This is a genomic window from Corallincola luteus (assembly GCF_004336975.1).
GTDB lineage: Bacteria > Pseudomonadota > Gammaproteobacteria > Enterobacterales > Neiellaceae > Corallincola > Corallincola holothuriorum.
The window spans coordinates 150,184-168,974 of record NZ_SJXE01000009.1 but is presented as its reverse complement, the minus strand read 5'-3'; the positions used below and the strand labels follow the sequence as shown (position 1 = coordinate 168,974).

The 18,791-nt window shown below is 47.1% G+C and carries 8 protein-coding genes; 2 read left to right on the top strand and 6 right to left on the bottom strand.

Annotation, left to right across the window (positions count from 1 at the left end; all coding sequences use genetic code 11):
• Window positions 1-76: 76 nt before the first annotated feature.
• The 6 genes from EZV61_RS15860 to EZV61_RS15835 form a co-directional block, all read right to left on the bottom strand.
• On the bottom strand, window positions 77-9,229 hold the full coding sequence (locus tag EZV61_RS15860) for a VCBS domain-containing protein (RefSeq protein WP_131416882.1): 9,153 nt from the start codon (window positions 9,227-9,229) through the stop codon (window positions 77-79).
• An 11-nt stretch (window positions 9,230-9,240) separates the two neighbouring features.
• On the bottom strand, window positions 9,241-10,566 hold the full coding sequence (locus EZV61_RS15855) for an HlyD family type I secretion periplasmic adaptor subunit (protein WP_130565364.1): 1,326 nt from the start codon (window positions 10,564-10,566) through the stop codon (window positions 9,241-9,243).
• A gap of 3 nt (window positions 10,567-10,569) precedes the next feature.
• The gene (locus EZV61_RS15850; RefSeq protein WP_240695224.1) at window positions 10,570-12,618 is read right to left on the bottom strand and encodes an ATP-binding cassette domain-containing protein; all 2,049 of its coding nucleotides are present in this window, start codon (window positions 12,616-12,618) and stop codon (window positions 10,570-10,572) included.
• Window positions 12,615-14,279 carry an ABC transporter transmembrane domain-containing protein gene (locus tag EZV61_RS15845; RefSeq protein WP_131416880.1) on the bottom strand — a complete coding sequence of 555 codons (1,665 nt, stop codon included), beginning with the start codon at window positions 14,277-14,279 and terminating at the stop codon, window positions 12,615-12,617. Before EZV61_RS15845 ends, EZV61_RS15850 begins: the two co-directional genes overlap by 4 nt.
• A gap of 198 nt (window positions 14,280-14,477) precedes the next feature.
• The gene (locus EZV61_RS15840) at window positions 14,478-14,897 is read right to left on the bottom strand and encodes a VOC family protein (RefSeq protein ID WP_131416878.1); all 420 of its coding nucleotides are present in this window, start codon (window positions 14,895-14,897) and stop codon (window positions 14,478-14,480) included.
• A gap of 43 nt (window positions 14,898-14,940) precedes the next feature.
• The gene (locus EZV61_RS15835; protein WP_130565366.1) at window positions 14,941-15,546 is read right to left on the bottom strand and encodes an NADPH-dependent FMN reductase; all 606 of its coding nucleotides are present in this window, start codon (window positions 15,544-15,546) and stop codon (window positions 14,941-14,943) included.
• Window positions 15,547-15,814: 268 nt separating this feature from the next.
• Here EZV61_RS15835 and EZV61_RS15830 point away from each other — a divergent pair, with 268 nt between their 5' ends.
• Together EZV61_RS15830 and EZV61_RS15825 are read left to right on the top strand one after the other, a co-directional pair.
• Entirely contained in the window at window positions 15,815-17,755 is a 1,941-nt protein-coding gene (locus EZV61_RS15830; RefSeq protein ID WP_165569639.1) for an alpha-amylase family glycosyl hydrolase, read from the top strand.
• A 49-nt stretch (window positions 17,756-17,804) separates the two neighbouring features.
• A complete protein-coding gene (locus EZV61_RS15825) occupies window positions 17,805-18,773 on the top strand; it encodes a putative signal transducing protein (protein ID WP_131416874.1) in 969 nt (322 codons plus the stop codon).
• The last annotated feature ends 18 nt before the right edge of the window (window positions 18,774-18,791 follow it).

The following is an 18,791-nucleotide window of genomic DNA, read 5'->3' as shown; positions in this document are numbered from 1 at the left end:
CTCGTTCTGCCGCCATAAATTTGCAGTGCATCGAGTGGATGTTAACCAAGCTTTATTCGCTCATGGGGCTGTTTTATTACCATTGATTGTGCATATTGTGGAGTGCGGAGTGCATCAGCTCGTCATCGTTGACTTGGTTATCTAAGTGGTCGACCGGCTGCTCACCCATCGTGGCATCATCAAGTTTATGCTGGTGTTCATCCTGCAAGGGGTTTTCAAACGCGTCTGTAGGCTGGGTATCAAACATCTCTGCATCTTGGTTAATCTGTGTTGCTGCCATATCAGGTAAATCAGTGGCCAATGGTGTCTCAGATGCTGGCGTAATATCCGTCTGACTTATACCAACCATTTGTAAATAGTGATCGATGGGCGAACTTGCTTCTGAAGGACTAATCGGAGCTGTATGTGTATGTGACGGCTGAGCGGGAGGTGTTTCATCGGCAGCGCCAATATCTGATACTACATGGTCAAATGATGATTCATCTTCTGTGATGCTGGCGCTAAAAGCCTGTATGTCGTCCGGTGCGTCGTGCATCTCAGCAGCCGGTGGCGGAGCCACCGAAGTGTCAGGTGTGACGGTCATAGCAACAAGATGAGTAGAGGTTTGATTGTGACCACTATGGCCATGAACATAGGTCACATCCAGATTCACTTTAACATCCACATTTGATGCATGTACATCGTGATAAACAACTTGAAACACATCATGATGCTCTTCTGATACTGTTTGCCCTGCCCAATGGGTGCCTCCTGCTGCTTTATTGCCAGGAGCTGGCGCTTGGCTATAAACATAGTCAACGTGACCAGTATCTGGGTCGATAGTTAAGGTGCCATATTGGCCGTGTAGGCTAGTAGAGGTATGACCTTTTCCATCACTAATCGCCCAACCACCACTGGGTAAATGAGGGGTGAGTTGTTGTATTAACGGTGGTACAACCAAATCGCCAGATATGTGCGAGCCAATACTGCCACCGCCCGTAGGTGTGGGTGGTGCTTTAAAGCTCAAGCTCGGTACAGGATTAGCGCTATCACCAACAAAAAGCGGACTGTGTATTGATGCTAGATTACCCGCAAGATCCTGAACTGACGCGGTAACATCAACGGTGCCTCCCGGCAGAGCCTGCACCTCTGCTGCAGTTAAAGAAGTACTCCAAGCACCATGAGCCACTGCAGCTTGGTAGTGATGACCGCCAATGGAGACTGTAACTGTTTGTCCATCTTCAACCCCAGACACAGTACCGGTTATATCAATGGTTTGGTGGTGTTCACTCGCTTCAATAATATTGTCACCGGAAATGGGGTTAACCCGAATGCTTGCGCCTGTATCTATGCTGTAGTGATGGTTATCTGTCGCGGTGGCACTGTTTCCGGCTTCATCGGTTATAGTGATTGATGCCATGATATTGGTGTGACTGCCCAGTTGGTCGGCGGGAACGTCAATAGAGAATTGATGATTAGCATCAACTGCACCGGTGTATGTGCGTGCCCCCAGCGTAAGGGTAACCTTATCTCCTACATTGACCTCGCTGCTCACTGTCCCAGTGACCGCTAGATTAGCACTGAGCTCTGTTTGATTAAGCACGTTATCGGCGGTAACAGGATCAAGACTAATATGTGGCGAAGGTGATTGGGTGTCTAGGGTGAAACTAAGACTGCTGGCTGCTGAAGCATGCCCAGCACCATCAGTCTGTCTCACCTGTAGCTGATTCACCCCTTCAATTGGCGAAAATTGAGTACTCCAATTTTTGCCGCCGTCAATAGAATACTCTACCTGCATTCCCGCTGTTTGGCCTGAGATGCTAAGCGTCCCATCCTGAGTGACTAAATCTGTAGCCGAGCTACCGGTATCATTTGCCAGTGCTACCGTTAACGGTGCAATAATGGGAGGCTGGTATGGATCTATATGAATACTCAAGGTGTTCTGGCTATTATCCGCATAATCACCGTGCGTGTCTGTTACTCGATAGATAAGAGAAGGCACTTGCCCACTAAAAGAGTTGTTTGGAGTAAAGCTGTAGTCGCCATTGGCTGAAATCGCAATCATCCCAACACCGCTAATGTTGTGAGTTTGCCCCGCTTGAACCGTCACGTAGTGCTGCGTTACAGGATCTTTATACTGCACATCATGAAGCTCTAAGTGTGCACCATCATCCACATCTGTTGCGCCTTGGAGTAGATTCCCTGTAACCGGGCCATTGTTTTGTGGCGAATGCGGGCTAAAGCTGTGAATAATCGGTTTGTCGCTGGTGCCAGTGATAACTACTCGTGCTTGCTGCTGCGAGGCTTGTAGGTTGCTGCCCGCGCTTTGTTGTAACTGATACTTAATGTCAATGGTTGAGGCAATGCCGTTAGCTAAGTGGTTGTAGCTATTGTGGGCGGGGTCGACCTGCAAGGTATGCCCATCTCTGGCAAGCATAAAACCATCGGGCACCCGATTAGAAAAGTGGATACCGTCAGTTGAAAATTGCAATTGGCTCACGCCCGTAGCATTAAGCCCGCCAAAGAGATCGAGTGACTGCTGTGCTTCCCCTTCGTTGAGGCTGAGGCTAGGGCGATCATCATGGCCGTGAACTTGAATGTTGATGGTGTGGCTAGCGGTGCCGTCGGGTGAACTAAAGGTAAAGCTATCGGTGACCATTTGGCCTGCCTTTAAGGCATTGGTTGCGGCTAAGTTGTTGTTTAGGCTATATGCCCAGTGGCCATCTGCTTCTAAATTTATTTCACCATATTGCCCCAGTAAATGAGCTTGTGGCACAAAGTTGGCTTCGCCACTATCGACATCGGTCAGTGCCAGCAGCCCCGTAAGGCGGTTTGTAGCGCTATCTTCGAATATATTGACGTTCGATGATGCTTGTGACTGACCATTGATATGGGCCGCATCATTCACCGCCATTAAGGTTGTACTTGCGCTGGTATGGGTGACACCGCCATGACGATCGGTGACGTCATAACTAAAGTGAACATCGCCGTTAAAGTCTTTCTCAGGGGTAAAGGTGAAGCTGCCATCGGCATTGGTGTTGATTGTCCCATGATCGGCTGTTAAGTGGGTGGCTCTTAGCCAGCCTTGATCGTTGCGGTCACTATCACTGGCATGGGCTAACAAATCCTGTTGGGTTAATATAACCTGCTTGTCTTCACTGCCTTGGCTAAGTACTAGGCCGCTTTTAACGGTTGGCGCGTCGTTACTACCGTGAACAACAACAGTCACTGTCTTGGTGATTCGGCTCCCATCGGTTGATATAGCCTCAATGGTGAAGTGTTCGTTCCATTCATCACCTTGCCCTAATACTCCTGCTTTTGACTCATCGACAACGTAGTGCCAGTGGCCATCGGTATCAACTGAAAATTCACCATATTTGCCAGCAGTTTGGGTAATGGCCCAGCTCACTGAATCATGAGTATCACTATCATGGGCCTGTAGCTGACCACTGACTTGTGCGCCTGTTGATTGATGCTCAATCACATCGCCAAGATGATTGGGGGCATCAATAATCACATGATCTTCTGTGCCTTTTATCTCTACAGACAGTGCTTGGCGGGTGCCGTCTGGCGCAACTAAAGTGATACTTTCGTGTAAAGATTCCCCTTCTTTTAAACCTTGAATCGATGGGTTGCGATTATCACCGTTATACAACCAAACTAGCTCGCCCTTGTGCGGGCCATGGGAATATGTTGTTAGTTCGAACTTGCCATAATTGGTTTGGATATCAAGAGGCGACCCGACTTGCCAAGTAACAGTTTTCCCACCAAACTCAATGTCGATTTGATCAACCTTACTGTCTGTATCCGTAATCGTTAGTTGATGCCATTGGGTACCAGCAAAACGGCTGCCACCAAAGTTGCCATAAGAGTTGGCACCAGGGTCAACATCTTCTTTAGCAAAATCTGTGGTTATGCCAGCAAATACTGTGTGATCATCTACAGCAGTCAAGCTAGTGGATGCACCAGTGTGAGTGATACCACCGTGGGCATCTTTCACGTCATAGGTGAAATGAACTTGGCCGTTATAATCTTTCTCTGGTGTAAAGGTGAAACTGCCGTCTTGATTATGCTTAATGGAACCGTGGTCGGCATGCAGGTTCTCAATGCTCAGCAGCCCAGCATCATTGTTATCTACATCAACCGTGTTTTGCAGCAGTTGCGCGACTGTAATGGTTTGGCGAGTATCTTCAGTGCCTGCATTCAGTTGCACTTCTGACGAACAATAGGGGCGATCATTACTGCCATGAATGGTGATGACAATATCGTGAGATGTGCCATCTTTTGAATAAACGGTCACAGTATCAGTCAGGGTTTCTCCTTTGCCAAGATGATCAATTGCGGTGCCCCTATTTGTTGCATGGCCACCTTTCCCACGGATGTTTCCAGCATCAGCATAATAGGACCACGTACCATCTTCTCGCAGTAACAAATCGCCATATTTACCGACATAATTGTATCCGACGCCATGAGAATCAAATGCAGATTCATCTGTATCAACATCAGTAATAGTTAGCGCACCACTGGCATAAAGAGGACTATTACCTAAATGACTCATACCAGGTTGAGCATAATCAGGGGACATATCTCGACCTGCAGTACCTTCGATGACATCCCCCGTATCAACCCCACCTATGACAGCGGCATTATTAACTCCAGTAATACTAATAGTAAGGTTTTGCGTAGAGCTGGCATTATGCTCATCGGTTACAGTGACCGGGATGGTAAGGGTTTTAGTGACGCCAGATGCTAAGGATTGATAACTTGAGTTGCTCGGATCGAAGCTATAGCTGCCATCAGTGTTAAATATCAGTCCATCAATTTTGGGGGTTGAATAATGCAGTGTTGCGCCAGTATCAATATCTTGCCCACGCATTTGCCCATATATGAGGGCACCACCTTCAATAACCGTATGCGACTGTGCAGCAATCGTGGGTCTGTCATTTGTACCGTGAACCGTCATTTCAATGGTATGAGTGGTGCCATCCGCTGAGCGAATAACAACCGAGTCTTTTATCGCTTCTCCCTCTGCGAGGTGTTGAATATTTCGATTGTCCAAGGTGTAGGTGTAATGACCATTTTGCATTAGCACCACATGGCCGCCTAGCTTAGTGTCATAACCAATACCTTGGTTGGTTTGCGGGCCAATATTTGGATCAAATTTAGCTTCACCGGCATCTGGGTCTTGGATGTTCAGTTGGCCGTTATAATTCAGTTTATAGTGAGTATCGATATAGCCGCGATCTTCAGTGACACCCCGTAAGTTCGGGTTTGTTTGGGCGTCGGTAATAACTGCATTATCGGGAGATGCTGCTAGGTCAAATTTGGCTTGGGTACTAACATTGCCACCTTGCCCATCTACTACGTTATAGCTCAAGCGAACTTCACCATTAAAATCCTTATCTGGAGTGAAGGTGTAGCTGCCATCGTTATTGTTTATGAGGTGGCCATGGGAGGCTTGCAAGTTCTCGACTCGCAGAGTATCAGTGGTATCAATATCGCTTGCGTGTCTGAGTAGATCTGCGATTTGAATTATGACAGGTTTGTCTTCTGTTCCGGCTGCTAGTTGAGCCCAAGCAGTGACAATAGGCTTATCATTACTCCCCGTTACATCAACAACAACTTTATGTGGTACAGCCACTCCTGATGAATCGGTTGCCGTTACCCAAAATGTCTCTTGTTGCTGTTGACCTGCAGCCAGCTTGTCTGTCGTGCCACCTGTTGAATTATCTAACTGATAACGCCAGTTTCCTTGCTGATCGATTGATAAATTACCAAATTGACCTTGACCTTGAGGTTGGCTAATCGCCCATTGAATACTGTCAGTTGAGTCAAGATCAGTCGCAATAAGGGTGCCAGTCGCATTCGCTTTCCCAGTAATATTTTCTCCCTGTTCAATAACGTTTCCTGAGGATACTCCTGAAATAACGGGTAAGTCGTTAGAGCCGTTAACGGTGACAGTGATCTTTTGCTCGGTGCCATCAGCAGAGTGGACTAGCAGCGTGTCGGTGAGTGACTCACCGCTCTTAAGGCCTTGAATAGCAGTCTGAGAATTGTCAGCTGTGTAGGTCCAATGACCCAATTGGTTAATCAACAAGGTGCCAAATTGGCCTTGCAATACACCTGCTTGGAATTGGTTTTCTCCAGCGTCAACATCAGTGACCGTCAGCGCCCCATCAACGCGAAGTAGGCCATTATGAACCTCTTTATCTTCAGTGAGCGAGGCCGTGGCTGTGCCGGCAATCACGGCTTTATCGTCGGTGCCATCAATCGTGACAGTGATTTTTTGTTCAGTGCCGTCAACACTATGAACAATTAGAGTATCGGTAACTGACTCTCCGTTCTTTAACCCTTGAATGGTCGCTTGTGAATTATCCGCAGTGTAAGTCCAGTGACCTAATTCATTGATTGAAAGAGTACCAAACTGACCTTGCAACGAGGTAGCAGCGAATTGGTTTTGGCCTGCATCGGCGTCAGTGATAGTCAGCGCCCCATCAACACGAAGTTGACCACCATGAACGTCTTTATCTTCAGTCAGGCTTGCGGTGCTGGTGCCTGCTATCACGGCTTTATCATCAGTGCCGTTAATGGTTACTGACACTTGTTGTGAAGTACCATCAACCGAGTGCACAACGAGTGTATCTGTAACAGATTCACCTGTTTTTAAACCTTGAATAGTCGCTTGTGAATTTTCGGCGGTGTAAGTCCAATGACCTAATTCATTGATTGAAAGAGTACCAAACTGCCCTTGTAATGAGGTCGCGGTAAATTGTGCCTGACCATTATCCGAATCCGTTACCGTCAGCGTCCCATCGACTCGAAGCTGCCCCTGATGAACGTCTTTCTCTTCAGTTAAACTTGCTGTTGCTGTGCCAGCAATCACGGCTTTATCATCAGTGCCGTTAATAGTGACAGTGACTTGTTGTTCAGTGCCATCCACAGAATGAACCAGCAGGGTATCAGTTACTGACTCTCCGGTTGTTAAGCCTTGAATCGTGGCTTGTGAGTTATCGGCTGTGTAGGTCCAATGACCTAAGTTATTGATGGTCAGTGTTCCGAATTGACCTTGCAGGGTTTCTGCGCTGAACTGAGCTTGGCCGTTATCGCTATCAGTAATGGTCAGGGCACCATCCACGCGCAATTGACCCACATGAACGTCTTTATCTTCAGTGAGCGAGGCCGTTGATGTGCCAGCAATCACGGCTTTATCATCAGTACCGTTAATAGTGACAGTGACTTGTTGTTCAGTGCCATCCACAGAATGAACCAGCAGGGTATCAGTTACTGACTCTCCGGTTGTTAAGCCTTGAATCGTGGCTTGTGAGTTATCGGCTGTGTAGGTCCAATGACCTAAGTTATTGATGGTCAGTGTTCCGAATTGACCTTGCAGGGTTTCTGCGCTGAACTGAGCTTGGCCGTTATCGCTATCAGTAATGGTCAGGGCACCATCCACGCGCAACTGACCCACATGAACGTCTTTATCTTCAGTGAGCGAGGCCGTTGATGTGCCAGCAATCAAGGCTTTATCGTCGGTGCCATCAATCGTGACAGAGATTTTTTGCTCGGTGCCATCAACGGAGTGCACCAGTAACGTGTCGGTGAGTGACTCTCTGCTTTTAAGGCCTTGGATCGTAGGCTGAGAATTATCAGCGGTGTAGGTCCAATGACCCAGATTATTGATACTCAGCGTACCGAGCTGGCCTTGCAATACTTCTGCTTGGAATTGGTTTTCTCCAGCATCAACATCAGTGACAGTCAGCGCACCATCAACGCGAAGTAGGCCATTATGAATCTCTTTATCTTCCGTGAAACTGGCGGTGCTGGTGCCAGCGATTTGGGCTTTGTCATCAGTCCCGTTAATGGTGACAGTGATTTTTTGCTCAGTGCCATCAACGGAGTGCACCAGTAATGTGTCGGTGAGTGACTCACCGGTTTTTAGCCCTTGAATTGAACTTTGTGAGTTGTCTGCGGTATAGATCCAATGACCTAATTGATTAATCGACAAGGTACCAAATTGGCCTTGCAAAGATGTTGCTTGGAACTGGGCTTCGCCGTTGTCTGCGTCAGTGATTGTTAACGCACCATCAACGCGAAGTAGGCCATTATGAACCTCTTTATCTTCAGTTAAACTTGCTGTTGAGGTGCCTGCTATTTGAGCTTTATCGTCAGTGCCGTTAATAGTTATTGTGATTTTTTGTTCAGTGCCATCAACGGAGTGCACCAGCAATGTATCGGTGAGTGACTCTCCGCTTTTAAGGCCTTGGATCGTAGGCTGAGAATTATCGGCGGTGTAGATCCAGTGACCCTGATTATTGATACTCAGCGTACCAAGATGGCCTTGTATTGAGGTCGCCGTAAATCGATCTTGCCCTGTGTCAGGAGTTATAACATCGAGCTGACCCGAAGTGTGAAGCAGCCCGTTAGTAAGCACCTTGTCTTCGGTGATTGAACCTGATTTAACGCCCGATATGACAGAATTGTGCTGTGCTGGCGAAGGAATTAATGGTGCCCCCAGGGGATCTTTTTCGCTTGAAGAGCCGGTTTGAGTGACGCTAGTATGGCCATCCGTTGGCGGGATATGGCCTTTTCCAAGCATCTGTTCTTTCGTATTTGTGTTTGTTGCTTGACCTTGGGGAGGATTAGTATGTGGCCCGGAATTATCCGGCGCTTTAACCGTTTTTTGACGAATAAACGTGGCTGCATTGTTCTCTTGCGCTGTTTTTGCGACGGATATATCAGGTGCTGTAGTAACTGGGGGTATATGAGTGTCTGTCGGTGTTATGTTGCCATGGGTACCATGATACCTGACTGTACCACTACTTTTGGTAGGCGCTTCAGGCGCGTTATCGATCAACTGTTGTTGCTCTGATCCGCCTTCTGACTCTCTGCTTTGAATTGCCTTCTGCTCAACATTTGCGATGTTAATGTTAGTCTGCGCTTGTTTTTCCGCAGGATCTTCTAGTAACTGCTCTGGAGCAGATTGCTCATTTTGTGAGCTTACAGGAGCAGCTTTTGATTTCGCCGCTACGAGGTCTTCGTTGTCGCCGGTAGTTTTTAGTTCCTTATCTCTAAGCTCTTTGGCTTTTAAGCGCTTCACATCCTTATCGATCTGCTTGGACTTTTGAAACGCCTTGCGTGTTGATTTTTCGCCATGTAATGACGTTTGTTCCATCTGGCTTTGATCGTTTGCGTCAGGAACTGATAGGCCTAGGGTATGAGGTTGTTTGTTATCTTTGTCTGACTTGGTCATCAAATATCCTCCTAACGTTCACCGAAGGCGCTGCTGATGTTGGTGAAGATCGGCTTCCATAGGTATTGGAAGACAGTTTTTTCGCCGGTCACGATATCAGCCTCAGCGGTCATGCCTGGTATCAACCCAAATTGTTCGGGATTATCACGAAAATAGGGTTTTTCGATCGCTATTTGTACTTTGTAAAATACCCCGCCGTGCTCGTCGGCATCCGTGGTTGGTGATATCTTTTTTACAACGCCATCAAGGGCGCCATACCGACTGTAATCAAAGGCATCAACTTTAATTCGAGCCGTCTGTCCTACGGTAACAAAGCCGATGTCACGAGGTGATAGCTTGGCTTCCAGCAAGGCCGTTGGTGTTGTGGGAACAATAACTGCCACCGTGCCTCCCGGGGCAACAACACTGCCCGATGAGGTAGACGGTATTGATTGGATGACTCCATTTACCGGAGACAAAACGGTGGTTTGGGCGACCTGTTGGCCAGATGATTTCAGCCGAGCGCGAACCGCTAACAGTTCTGCTTGCGCGTCAGCACGTTTTTCACTGACTTCAGTAAAAAGCGCCGCTTGCTTCTGTTTTAACTGTTGGCGGTCATTAGCGAGATTTTTAGCCAAGACAAGTTCTTTTCCTTCCATTGCCTTTAGTTCACGCAAATAGCTATCAGTTTTTTGTTGGGCATCTAATATTTGTACTTGAGAAACGGCTTTCTGACCGCTCAGCGAGTTCATCATCGCCAACGTCTTTGTTGAAGCACTGATCTGATCTCTGAGTGCTGGTAATTCAGACTTAATGGCATCGAGTTCAGCTTGCGTTTTTGCGAGCCCCGTTTCTGCTAGTGCTACGCTAGCATTGAACTCTGCTTGCATGTGACCAAAAGCCTTTATCTGCTGAGATACAAGGGAAGGGTAGGTGGTTGCATAATTGGATACATTCATTTCCCGACGTTCAATAAACGCATTGTAGCGTTCTATCTGTAGCGTTAAGTTTGCTTGTTTGCTCTCTAATTCTTCCACTGCGGATTGACTATCAATGGCTAAGAAATTGGCCAAGACATCGCCTTTTTTTACGACATCACCCTCTTCCACGTTAATTGTCGCCAGTGTTCCACCTAGTTGGCTTTGTATTATCTGTCTGTGACCAAGAGGCACTACTTGACCTTTTGCCTTTGCTACCTCCTCGATAGACGTGAAAATTGACCACGTTGCTATTAATAAAATTGCGCCACTCACAATAAAGATAATGTTACGTATTAGGCGCTGTTCTGCAGGGGATTCGACTGCATCAGCGAATTCATATGCGGGCCATACTCGTTGACGAAGAGGGGATTGCTGCATAGATTAAGCCTCCTGCACGGGCTGTGATTGTGGTTGAGGTCCAGCGTAAACTAAGCAGCCTTTGTCTAGCACCAGCACTTTGTCTGCATGTTTTATTAACTCTGGATCATGGCTGCTAAATAAGACGGTATGAAGCCCTTTTAGTTGTTCAAGGGTGTGCACAAATTGCCGCCTTGCGCGAGGGTTTTGATTGGCTATCGGCTCATCGAGAAGCAGCAATGGTGAGCGTTTTAATAGTGCTCTAGCTAAGCTAATATAACTGCCTTCAATCGCAGTTAACGTGCTGTAGCCTTGTTCGAATAGATCTTGATTTAGGCTGCCACCTAGAGTGTCTAAAAGAGTGGCGGCGCCTGCTTCTAGCAGTGCTTGCTGTAACTCTTCTTCTGTGGCTTCGGGACGTGAAATTCTTAAGTTATCAGCTAACGTTCCAGGGAACAGATCTGGTTGTGCAGGCGCATACCCAGCCCAGTGTCTGAAGTTGGTCGGATCGTACTGGGTTAGATTCCTGTCATTGATCGTTATAAAACCTGATTGTGGTTCGATAACGCCAAGAGCAGCCTGTAACAATGTTGATTTACCAGCTTGATTTGGTCCGATAACAACTGCCACTTCACCGGGGCATATTTCGAAATCAATACTCGATAAGACTGGCTCTTGCGTTGCGCTGAATCGCAGTGTGACATGCTGAAATTTCAATGACGGGGGACCCGAACTGTCTGGGATCTCTAGTCGTAATTCATTATTTTCAGTTTTCACTTTCATGAAGTTATCAAACTGTTGTGAAGCACTTTTCAGCATGGCCATTTTGGGTAATGATGCGAAAGCGAGCTGGGCAGGGCCGGTGATCCGCCAAATCAACATCGTGCTGGCTATCAATGCGCCAGCCGTAATACTTTGATCTAATACTAGAAATATACCTGTAAATACCGTAACCAAGGCCGTCATCAGGCTTAGTCCGTGGCTAACAGCTTGGTTTAGGCCATTTCTTTTTGCATAGGCAAAGTTTTGTTGACAGTTGATACGAGTTTGGCGAATAAACCTCTCAATCCAACCACTGTAATTACCACTGGTTTTTAGCGCGAGTAGTTGCTTGGTTAGTTCGTTAATAGAGTTCTGATGTTTAGTCGATAGCGTAGGGGAGGCTCGTTGAGCATATTTTTGCAGTCCGCGAGCTATTAGATAGTACAATCCGAGCATACCGACAGGCACAACAACTAACCAACCACTCAATAAGACGATGGTAAACAGCGCGATCAACGTGAAAGGGATATCAATTAAACCAGCGCCTCCGGGACCGGAAAACAGCATTCGAACACGCTCTGCATTTCTCAATCTGGCAATGTGATTGGATATCCCGACACGGCCTAATACCATTAGCGGCATATGTAATAAGCGGCTAAATGTCATGTCAGAAAGATCACGTGCCATACGGTTACTGACAGAACAAAGAATGGCTGCGCGTACAATGCGACAGACAACGAGTATCGCCAGTGCCAGTATGGCCCCCATTGCGATCCCTGGTAGTTCTGCGGGTGCCTGACCACCAATAACTTTGTCGTACACAGCCATAGTAAACAGGGGGACTGTTAATCCGGTAATACTTGCAAGGAGGCTTAACCAAAATACAGGGCGGTACCATTTTCGGCGTTTATCTAGCTCTTGGGTAAATCTACTCTGTTCTCCTCTTTGCCCTGGCAGATGTTCAATTAACACCATATGGGCGCCAGCCATTGAGGTGATATTGGTTAATGGTTGCCATGTCTGGTCGGCAGCCAATTGCTCTAAACGCTCATCCTTTCGCCGCGCGACAAACGCTTGTGAGTCACTTGGAATAACCACGAACGGGTGTATCGCACACATCATCTTTTTGTGGTCTGCAGGCAACACTGAAAAATCTATATCGTACCTGTCTAATTGACGATTAAATCCAATAGTATCCAAAAAATGGAGTTGAGGATCTGTGGCTATTTTATTGGCTTGAGCATACATACCTAGCTGTTGAAATAAACCGACCAATGACTGGTGTAAGTCAGAATGTTGAGTATTCATCATGCTCCCTCCTGTTGGGACAAATGAGCATGACCTGAGGAGCCAATTTCGATCTGAGCATCGCATTGGACGATCAGTGATGGGTTGTGGCTGCTTGCAACAACCGTCATTTCTGGCGTCATCTGTTTTAAGAGCGTCACTAATCTATTTTGGCCATCGATATCCAACGACACTAGTGGCTCGTCCAGTAGTAATAACGAAGGCTTTTGTACCAATGCTCGAACCATGGCGATTAGCTTTATCGCGCCTTGGCTTAGACGAGTATCCGCGCCTTCTCCGACGGGTGTTTGATAACCATTATTTAACCTTGAAATGGTGGTGGTTAGGCCTAAGTCATCCGCTAGTTTCATTGCTTCTGGTGCCAGTTCTGGATTGAACATGGTCATGTTGTCGATTAACGAGCCATCAAATAGTGGGGGCCAGCTGCTAACGTAAAGTACCGACTGAGAAAACTCATTTTGGTTGTGATGGTACTGGGGTATTTCGTTGAAGTAGATATCTCCTTCACAGGGTTTTTGCAAGCCACCTATCGTCGTTAGTAACAGACTCGCGTGGGTAAGGGGGTCTGAACGCACGACGGTTAGTCTATTTGCAGGGATAGTGAGTGATACATGGTCCAGATGAGCACATACCCTTTTTGCTGATAGTTGACAGAGCTTAATGAACGGAGCGGGTAGTTTTGCCTGATAGGTATGTGTACCTGTGAAGTGACTACTGGGTAAGTTAACGATCGTATCGACGCTCGTCATGGCTGATTTCGCTGCAACCAAACGTGAACGAAGGCTAATGATTGCACTGAGAGGAGCAACTGCTCGACCAGCTAATATCGAACACGCTGCGAGACCACCTGACGTCAATTCACCATTAAGCACTGCTAAGCACCCAACTAACACTAACAGTAAGGTTGTGCCTTGTGATGCACCTTGAATGATTTCTTGCAAGCGAGAAGCGAGCCAGTCTACCTGCTGTTGTTGTGCTAACCGTTGATGATTTAATTCGCGATACTTACTTGCGAGTTTGGTTTCCAAAGCCAGTGCTTTCGCCGTGCTAATTCCAATTAACACATGCATCAACATGCGTGTCCGTTGGCTATTACTTAATGCTACAGTATTTGTTACTTGATAGAGCTTCTTACCAAGTAACCAAACAATTAGCCCCACCACCAACCATACCGCTAGCGGAATAAAAACAAGTACGCCACCGATATAGGCTACAAGCACGAGAAAAATAACTACAAATGGAAAATCCATGATGGCTAGCGCTGCTTGTCCAGAATAGAGATCTCTTACCGTGGCAATGCTCGAAAGTCCGCTAAAGATTCTCCCTGTACCTAATTGCTCGATCTGTTGGTAATCGGCATCCATTAACGCTTGCGATGTATTTATGGTGGCAGACAGTTCAAAGTGACTTGCTGAAGCGGCAAGTACCCAACTTCGAGCGAATCGAAGTAGGGTTTCCAACAGGATCGCAATGGCCACACTAACCACCAGTACTGTTGCTGTACCTAAGCTTTGGTTGGGAAGAATGCGATCGAATATTTGCAACATAGTCAGTGGTAGGGCCAGTGACAGAATGTTAATAACGACAGACGCTAGAGCCGCTTGAGAAAACCCTTTTGCCTGTTTAATAAGTGGAAAAGGTCTGGAGGTTACCCGATCCAGCATATATTTCACTCCCCATAAAAATTTTGCTTTGAGTATAGAAGCTACTAAAAGATAGTGTTCGGAATGTGTTGATTTTTATAGGTGTATGCTGATGAGTTGGATCATCTTTTTGTGGAGCGACTGAAGGCTTTCGTTAATAGTGTTACTTCGGAGCAATCCAGAGACGCAACCGCAATAACTGCGCCTCTGAATTGATTATTAACTATAGCGATTTCTTTCATCCGGTATATCACTTAAATACTGCACGAACTCCACTTCAAATCCGGCCGGATCGATAAAGTAGACATTTTTTCGATAGGGCTCATCTGCCCCCTGTTTCGCAACCGGGTATCCCGCAGCTTCTAGACGGGCGATCATGCCGTCAATGTCATCTACGACAAAGGCGAAGTGGGCGAGTCCTGTGCTCTGGCCCGTTAATTCCCTGTTTTCACCCGTGCCCTTGTCATTGAGTGTGATGTAATTGTTTTCATCGCCAAAGTGCAGCCATTGTCTGGGTGTGCCATACCACTCAGCTTCACCGCCCCCCCTTATATGCCAGTGGGGAAAGGCGACTTGATAGAAAGCCAGTGCCGCTTTTAGATCCGGTACGACTAGGTTGATATGTTCTAATCTGATCATCTCTATTTCCTCTATGTTTTTTTGGGGACTATGCCCGTTACTGTTACATGCCATAAGCAAAATCAGCTTGCTGTGGATGGGGACTGTGTTGATAAGAGTGACGCAGCGGCAATAGTGCCTGAGCATACTGATGCAGCATATGCAGGTGGTAATCGATCCGTTGCCTGAGTTGCTGATCACGCTTGCCGTTAACTTCATTGCCATTAAGGCATTCGCCTACATTTCTGACGATAAGGTGGTCTGGCACCGGAACCAGCTTGAGATTTTTCAGTGCATTCATGCGCAACTCCGCGATGGGGTAGGCGCCATTAATACCACTGACGACGGATACCAACATCACGGGTTTGTGGGCGGTATCTTCCAGTGAACTCATCAATAGGAAGTTACGAATAAGCGGTGAGGCCATGCCACCCCATTCAGGGGTTATCAATATTAATGCATCGGATTGCTGGCTGCGTTGCCGAAGCGAGTCCCATATCTCTGCGTCCTTGCCAGTCAATGTGTCACCGTCCCAGAATGGTAGTTGGTATTGGCACAGCTCAATGTGGTCTACCTGGTCAAAGCCTTCCATCTTTTCAGCCAAATAGCCTGCCACCTTGGCGCTTTGTGAGCGTTTTCTTTGGCTACCGCTGACAATCAATAATCTCATTTAAGTAATCCATTTGGTTTATTTAATGATTAGGCTAGATTCTTTACATAAGAAAGTAAAGTTTTTGGTTTATTTAATCGGTGTTTTTTGCCGGGTCGTTCACAACCCCTTGCCACTATTGTTGTTTTGTTCGCGCGGGACAGGTTAAATGTCGACTCAAGAATCACCTCTGTAGGTGCGCTCAGGGAGAGAAACAGTGCTACGGCAGATACCTATATTTTCACAGACGCTTGCCCAGAAATTACTTATATCAATAGTCAGTTCAATAGTGTCTGTGAGTGCGTTGGCGTCAGCTCCTGACACCAGTGCGTGGTACCGACAGGCAACCGGCTACCATATTTGGATTAAGTCTTTTGCTGACTCTAATGATGAAGATCAGGTTGGCGATATTCAGGGGATTATCGATCGCTTTGGCTATCTTAATGACGGCGACCCTGACACCGGTGGTGATCTGGGAATAGATCTGATCCTTCTCTCTCCGTTTTACCTCTCTGAACGAACGTCAGATGATCCGATGGATAATATTCACGGTTATGATGTACTGGATTACTACACTGTGAATCCGCGCTTCGGTGATGAGAAAACGCTTAAATCTTTGCTGGAGCTTGCCCATCAACGAGGCGTAAAGGTGCTGTTTGATTTTGTGCCGGGCTACACCTCGATTAAGCATCCTTGGTTTATTGATTCAGCGGCAGGCGGGCAGAAGCGCAATTGGTATGTCTGGCAGGATCAACCTAGCAATGATTGGCAAGCGGCTTGGGGTGGTGGGCAGTGGCATGACGTCTGGAAGCCCCATGGTGACCGCTATTTTTATACCTACTTTCAAAGTGCAGAGATCGCGGATCTTAACCTACACAACCCCTATGTCCGTGCTGAAATGGAGAAGGTGCTGAAGTATTGGTTGGATTTTGGCTTTGATGGCGCGCGAGTTGATGGTGCCCCCTACCTTATTGAAGATGGCCCAGGTTTACAGGCCGATAGAGCCGGTACATTTAAGCTATTACAAGATTACCGCAGCATTGCTGACAGTTATTCGCCAGCCAAAGTACTACTCGCTGAGACATGGCGTCCACGTGAACAGGTCGGCAACTATTTTGGTGATGGCAGTAATCAGATCCACCTTGGTTTAGATTTTAACTGGGCGTGGGCGGCAACAGAGGTGGTTGATAATATAGCACCTGATGCGGTCGCCGATCTTAAACGCTATCAGCGTCAGAATTTCCCTTCTGGCTATCAGATGGCAACGTTCCTTAGTAATCATGATAGCTATCTCCCCCGTCCTCTGACTCGCTATGAAGGGAACGCCAATAAAGCCTTTATTGCTGCTGCAATGCAGATCTTAGGGCAGGGAACACCGATGATTTTCTATGGCAATGAGTTAGGGCTAAAAGGCAAACCTAGGCCAGATGCGGAGCTACGTGCATTGTTTAATTGGCAGGATGTGGAAAGACAAACGGCTAAGCCGCATTCATTGCTTAGTGGCTATCGTGATCTGTTGCAGATCCGCCACCAATATCAGGCTATCACCCATGGTTCCGAACTGCCTGTTGTCACGCGGCAATATGGTGTCAGTAGTTTTATGCGCTTATATCAGGGCTCGGGTGTTGTGATTTTGATAAACGCCAGCAGTAGTGAGCAACAGGCAACCTTGGATTTAATGCCGTTTTTTAAATCTGTTGAGAGTGAGTCATTGTCTGAAGATTGGGCTCACCTATCGCTACTATTGGGTAAGGTTAAGATCCCTGCGGTTATTGATAGCGTCACCGCAAGTAAAGTTGAAGTGGCAAGGATCCCACCAAATAGCGTCACTGTGCTCTATTTGGGCGCGGAACCTCAGAAATTGATCGACGGGTATTACCCTAATGTCGTGGCGCCGACGACGTTACCTAATATTCAAGCGCCCGCTTTAACGTCCCTGTTTTTGCGGGGCAGTATGAATGATTGGGGCGGCAGTTTGCCAATGAGTCGCGGGGATGATGGCCTTTGGAGCATCGTCACTCAGCTGAGCCATGGCCGTTACGAATATAAATTTGAAGTCAGTGGTCAATCGTCATGGGGCTTAAACTGGGGCGATAATGAGAACGACCAGCGTGGTGAAGTTGACGGCAGTAATATCCGCTTGCAGTTAGCCGAATCGGGCTGTTATCAGTTCTGGTTTGATGAGGTGACACGTCGGTATGGCTTCCAGTTGGCTGAAGGGTGTGATTAAGCCGTTGCAGTGACGACGATAACGGCTTGTAGCAAAGGGATGTTTGTGAATGACGGGATCTGTTGTTGTCGCAATTTTTGATTTTCCCTATGAAGCACAAATTGCGCGGGACAATTTGGAACTTTCAGGGATACCTGCGGTGATTGCCAATGAGCATGTAGCCAGTATGCAGCTAGGTAATTCTGCCGGTGGTATCAGGCTGTTGGTGCTTGCCGAGCATCTGGAACGAGCTAGATTAGTCCTGGCCAGTGACCATTCGAAAGATGTTGCTGATGAGCTGGACTTAGATGAAGAGGAAGAAACGACCCTTAACGTCGAAACCGTTTCAGAGCCAGCATACATTGAGGTTTCAGGAACTGGCGTTGCTCAGCATCGAGCAGATCGTTCGACTTGCTGGGTGGCGAAAGCGTCCATTGAATGTATGCGACGCATTGCGATACGGCCTGAGCATATTTGCTGGGCGCCGCAATCCCGTTTTCGCGAGAGTTACAGAACCCATAAGCTTTGCCAGTTTGGCTCTTCGATGTTTGGCTATAGGGTGACAGTTTCTTCCATTTTGTTGTCATTGATCCCTTTGGCTATCGCCCTGCTGGTTGTTTGGGCGTTCAGACATAAACCGATCAACTCGCTATCCCTTGAAACTAGCCAATGGCTCTCTTATGCCTTCTCTGCATTAATGGCGGTTGTCTCTTTTGGTTCACTGTCTCGCAAACTCGAAACGACAAATTTCTATTTAGATAAAGGTCAGATTGTTAGAGGTGAAATACCGCGGTGGTGGCCTAGAGTAAGTAAAGTGGAAACGGTTAACTTATCAGATCTGCTGGCATTCCAATTCATCGAGATCCTCCCTACCGACGCTGAAGACTCGTTTGTCTTTTACGAGTTGAATATTATCCGCAAGGACTACACTAGAATTTTCCTACTAGGCCAAGGAGTCGAAGCATTTTTAGATGAAGCGGTATCACTTGCTCGACAGGTCGACAAACCACTTTGGATCGCCAAGTGTGCGGAACGCTAGCCTCGTGAGAGCCACCTA

Excerpts from the sequence above, each read along its gene's own strand:
- EZV61_RS15835 (WP_130565366.1), bottom strand. The coding sequence starts at position 15,546 with ATGAGATTATTGATTGTCAGCGGTAGCCAAAGAAAACGCTCACAAAGC.
- EZV61_RS15845 (WP_131416880.1), bottom strand. The coding sequence starts at position 14,279 with ATGCTGGATCGGGTAACCTCCAGACCTTTTCCACTTATTAAACAGGCA.
- EZV61_RS15855 (WP_130565364.1), bottom strand. The coding sequence starts at position 10,566 with ATGCAGCAATCCCCTCTTCGTCAACGAGTATGGCCCGCATATGAATTC.
- EZV61_RS15860 (WP_131416882.1), bottom strand. The coding sequence starts at position 9,229 with ATGACCAAGTCAGACAAAGATAACAAACAACCTCATACCCTAGGCCTA.
- EZV61_RS15840 (WP_131416878.1), bottom strand. The coding sequence starts at position 14,897 with ATGATCAGATTAGAACATATCAACCTAGTCGTACCGGATCTAAAAGCG.
- EZV61_RS15825 (WP_131416874.1), top strand. The coding sequence starts at position 17,805 with ATGACGGGATCTGTTGTTGTCGCAATTTTTGATTTTCCCTATGAAGCA.
- EZV61_RS15850 (WP_240695224.1), bottom strand. The coding sequence starts at position 12,618 with ATGATGAATACTCAACATTCTGACTTACACCAGTCATTGGTCGGTTTA.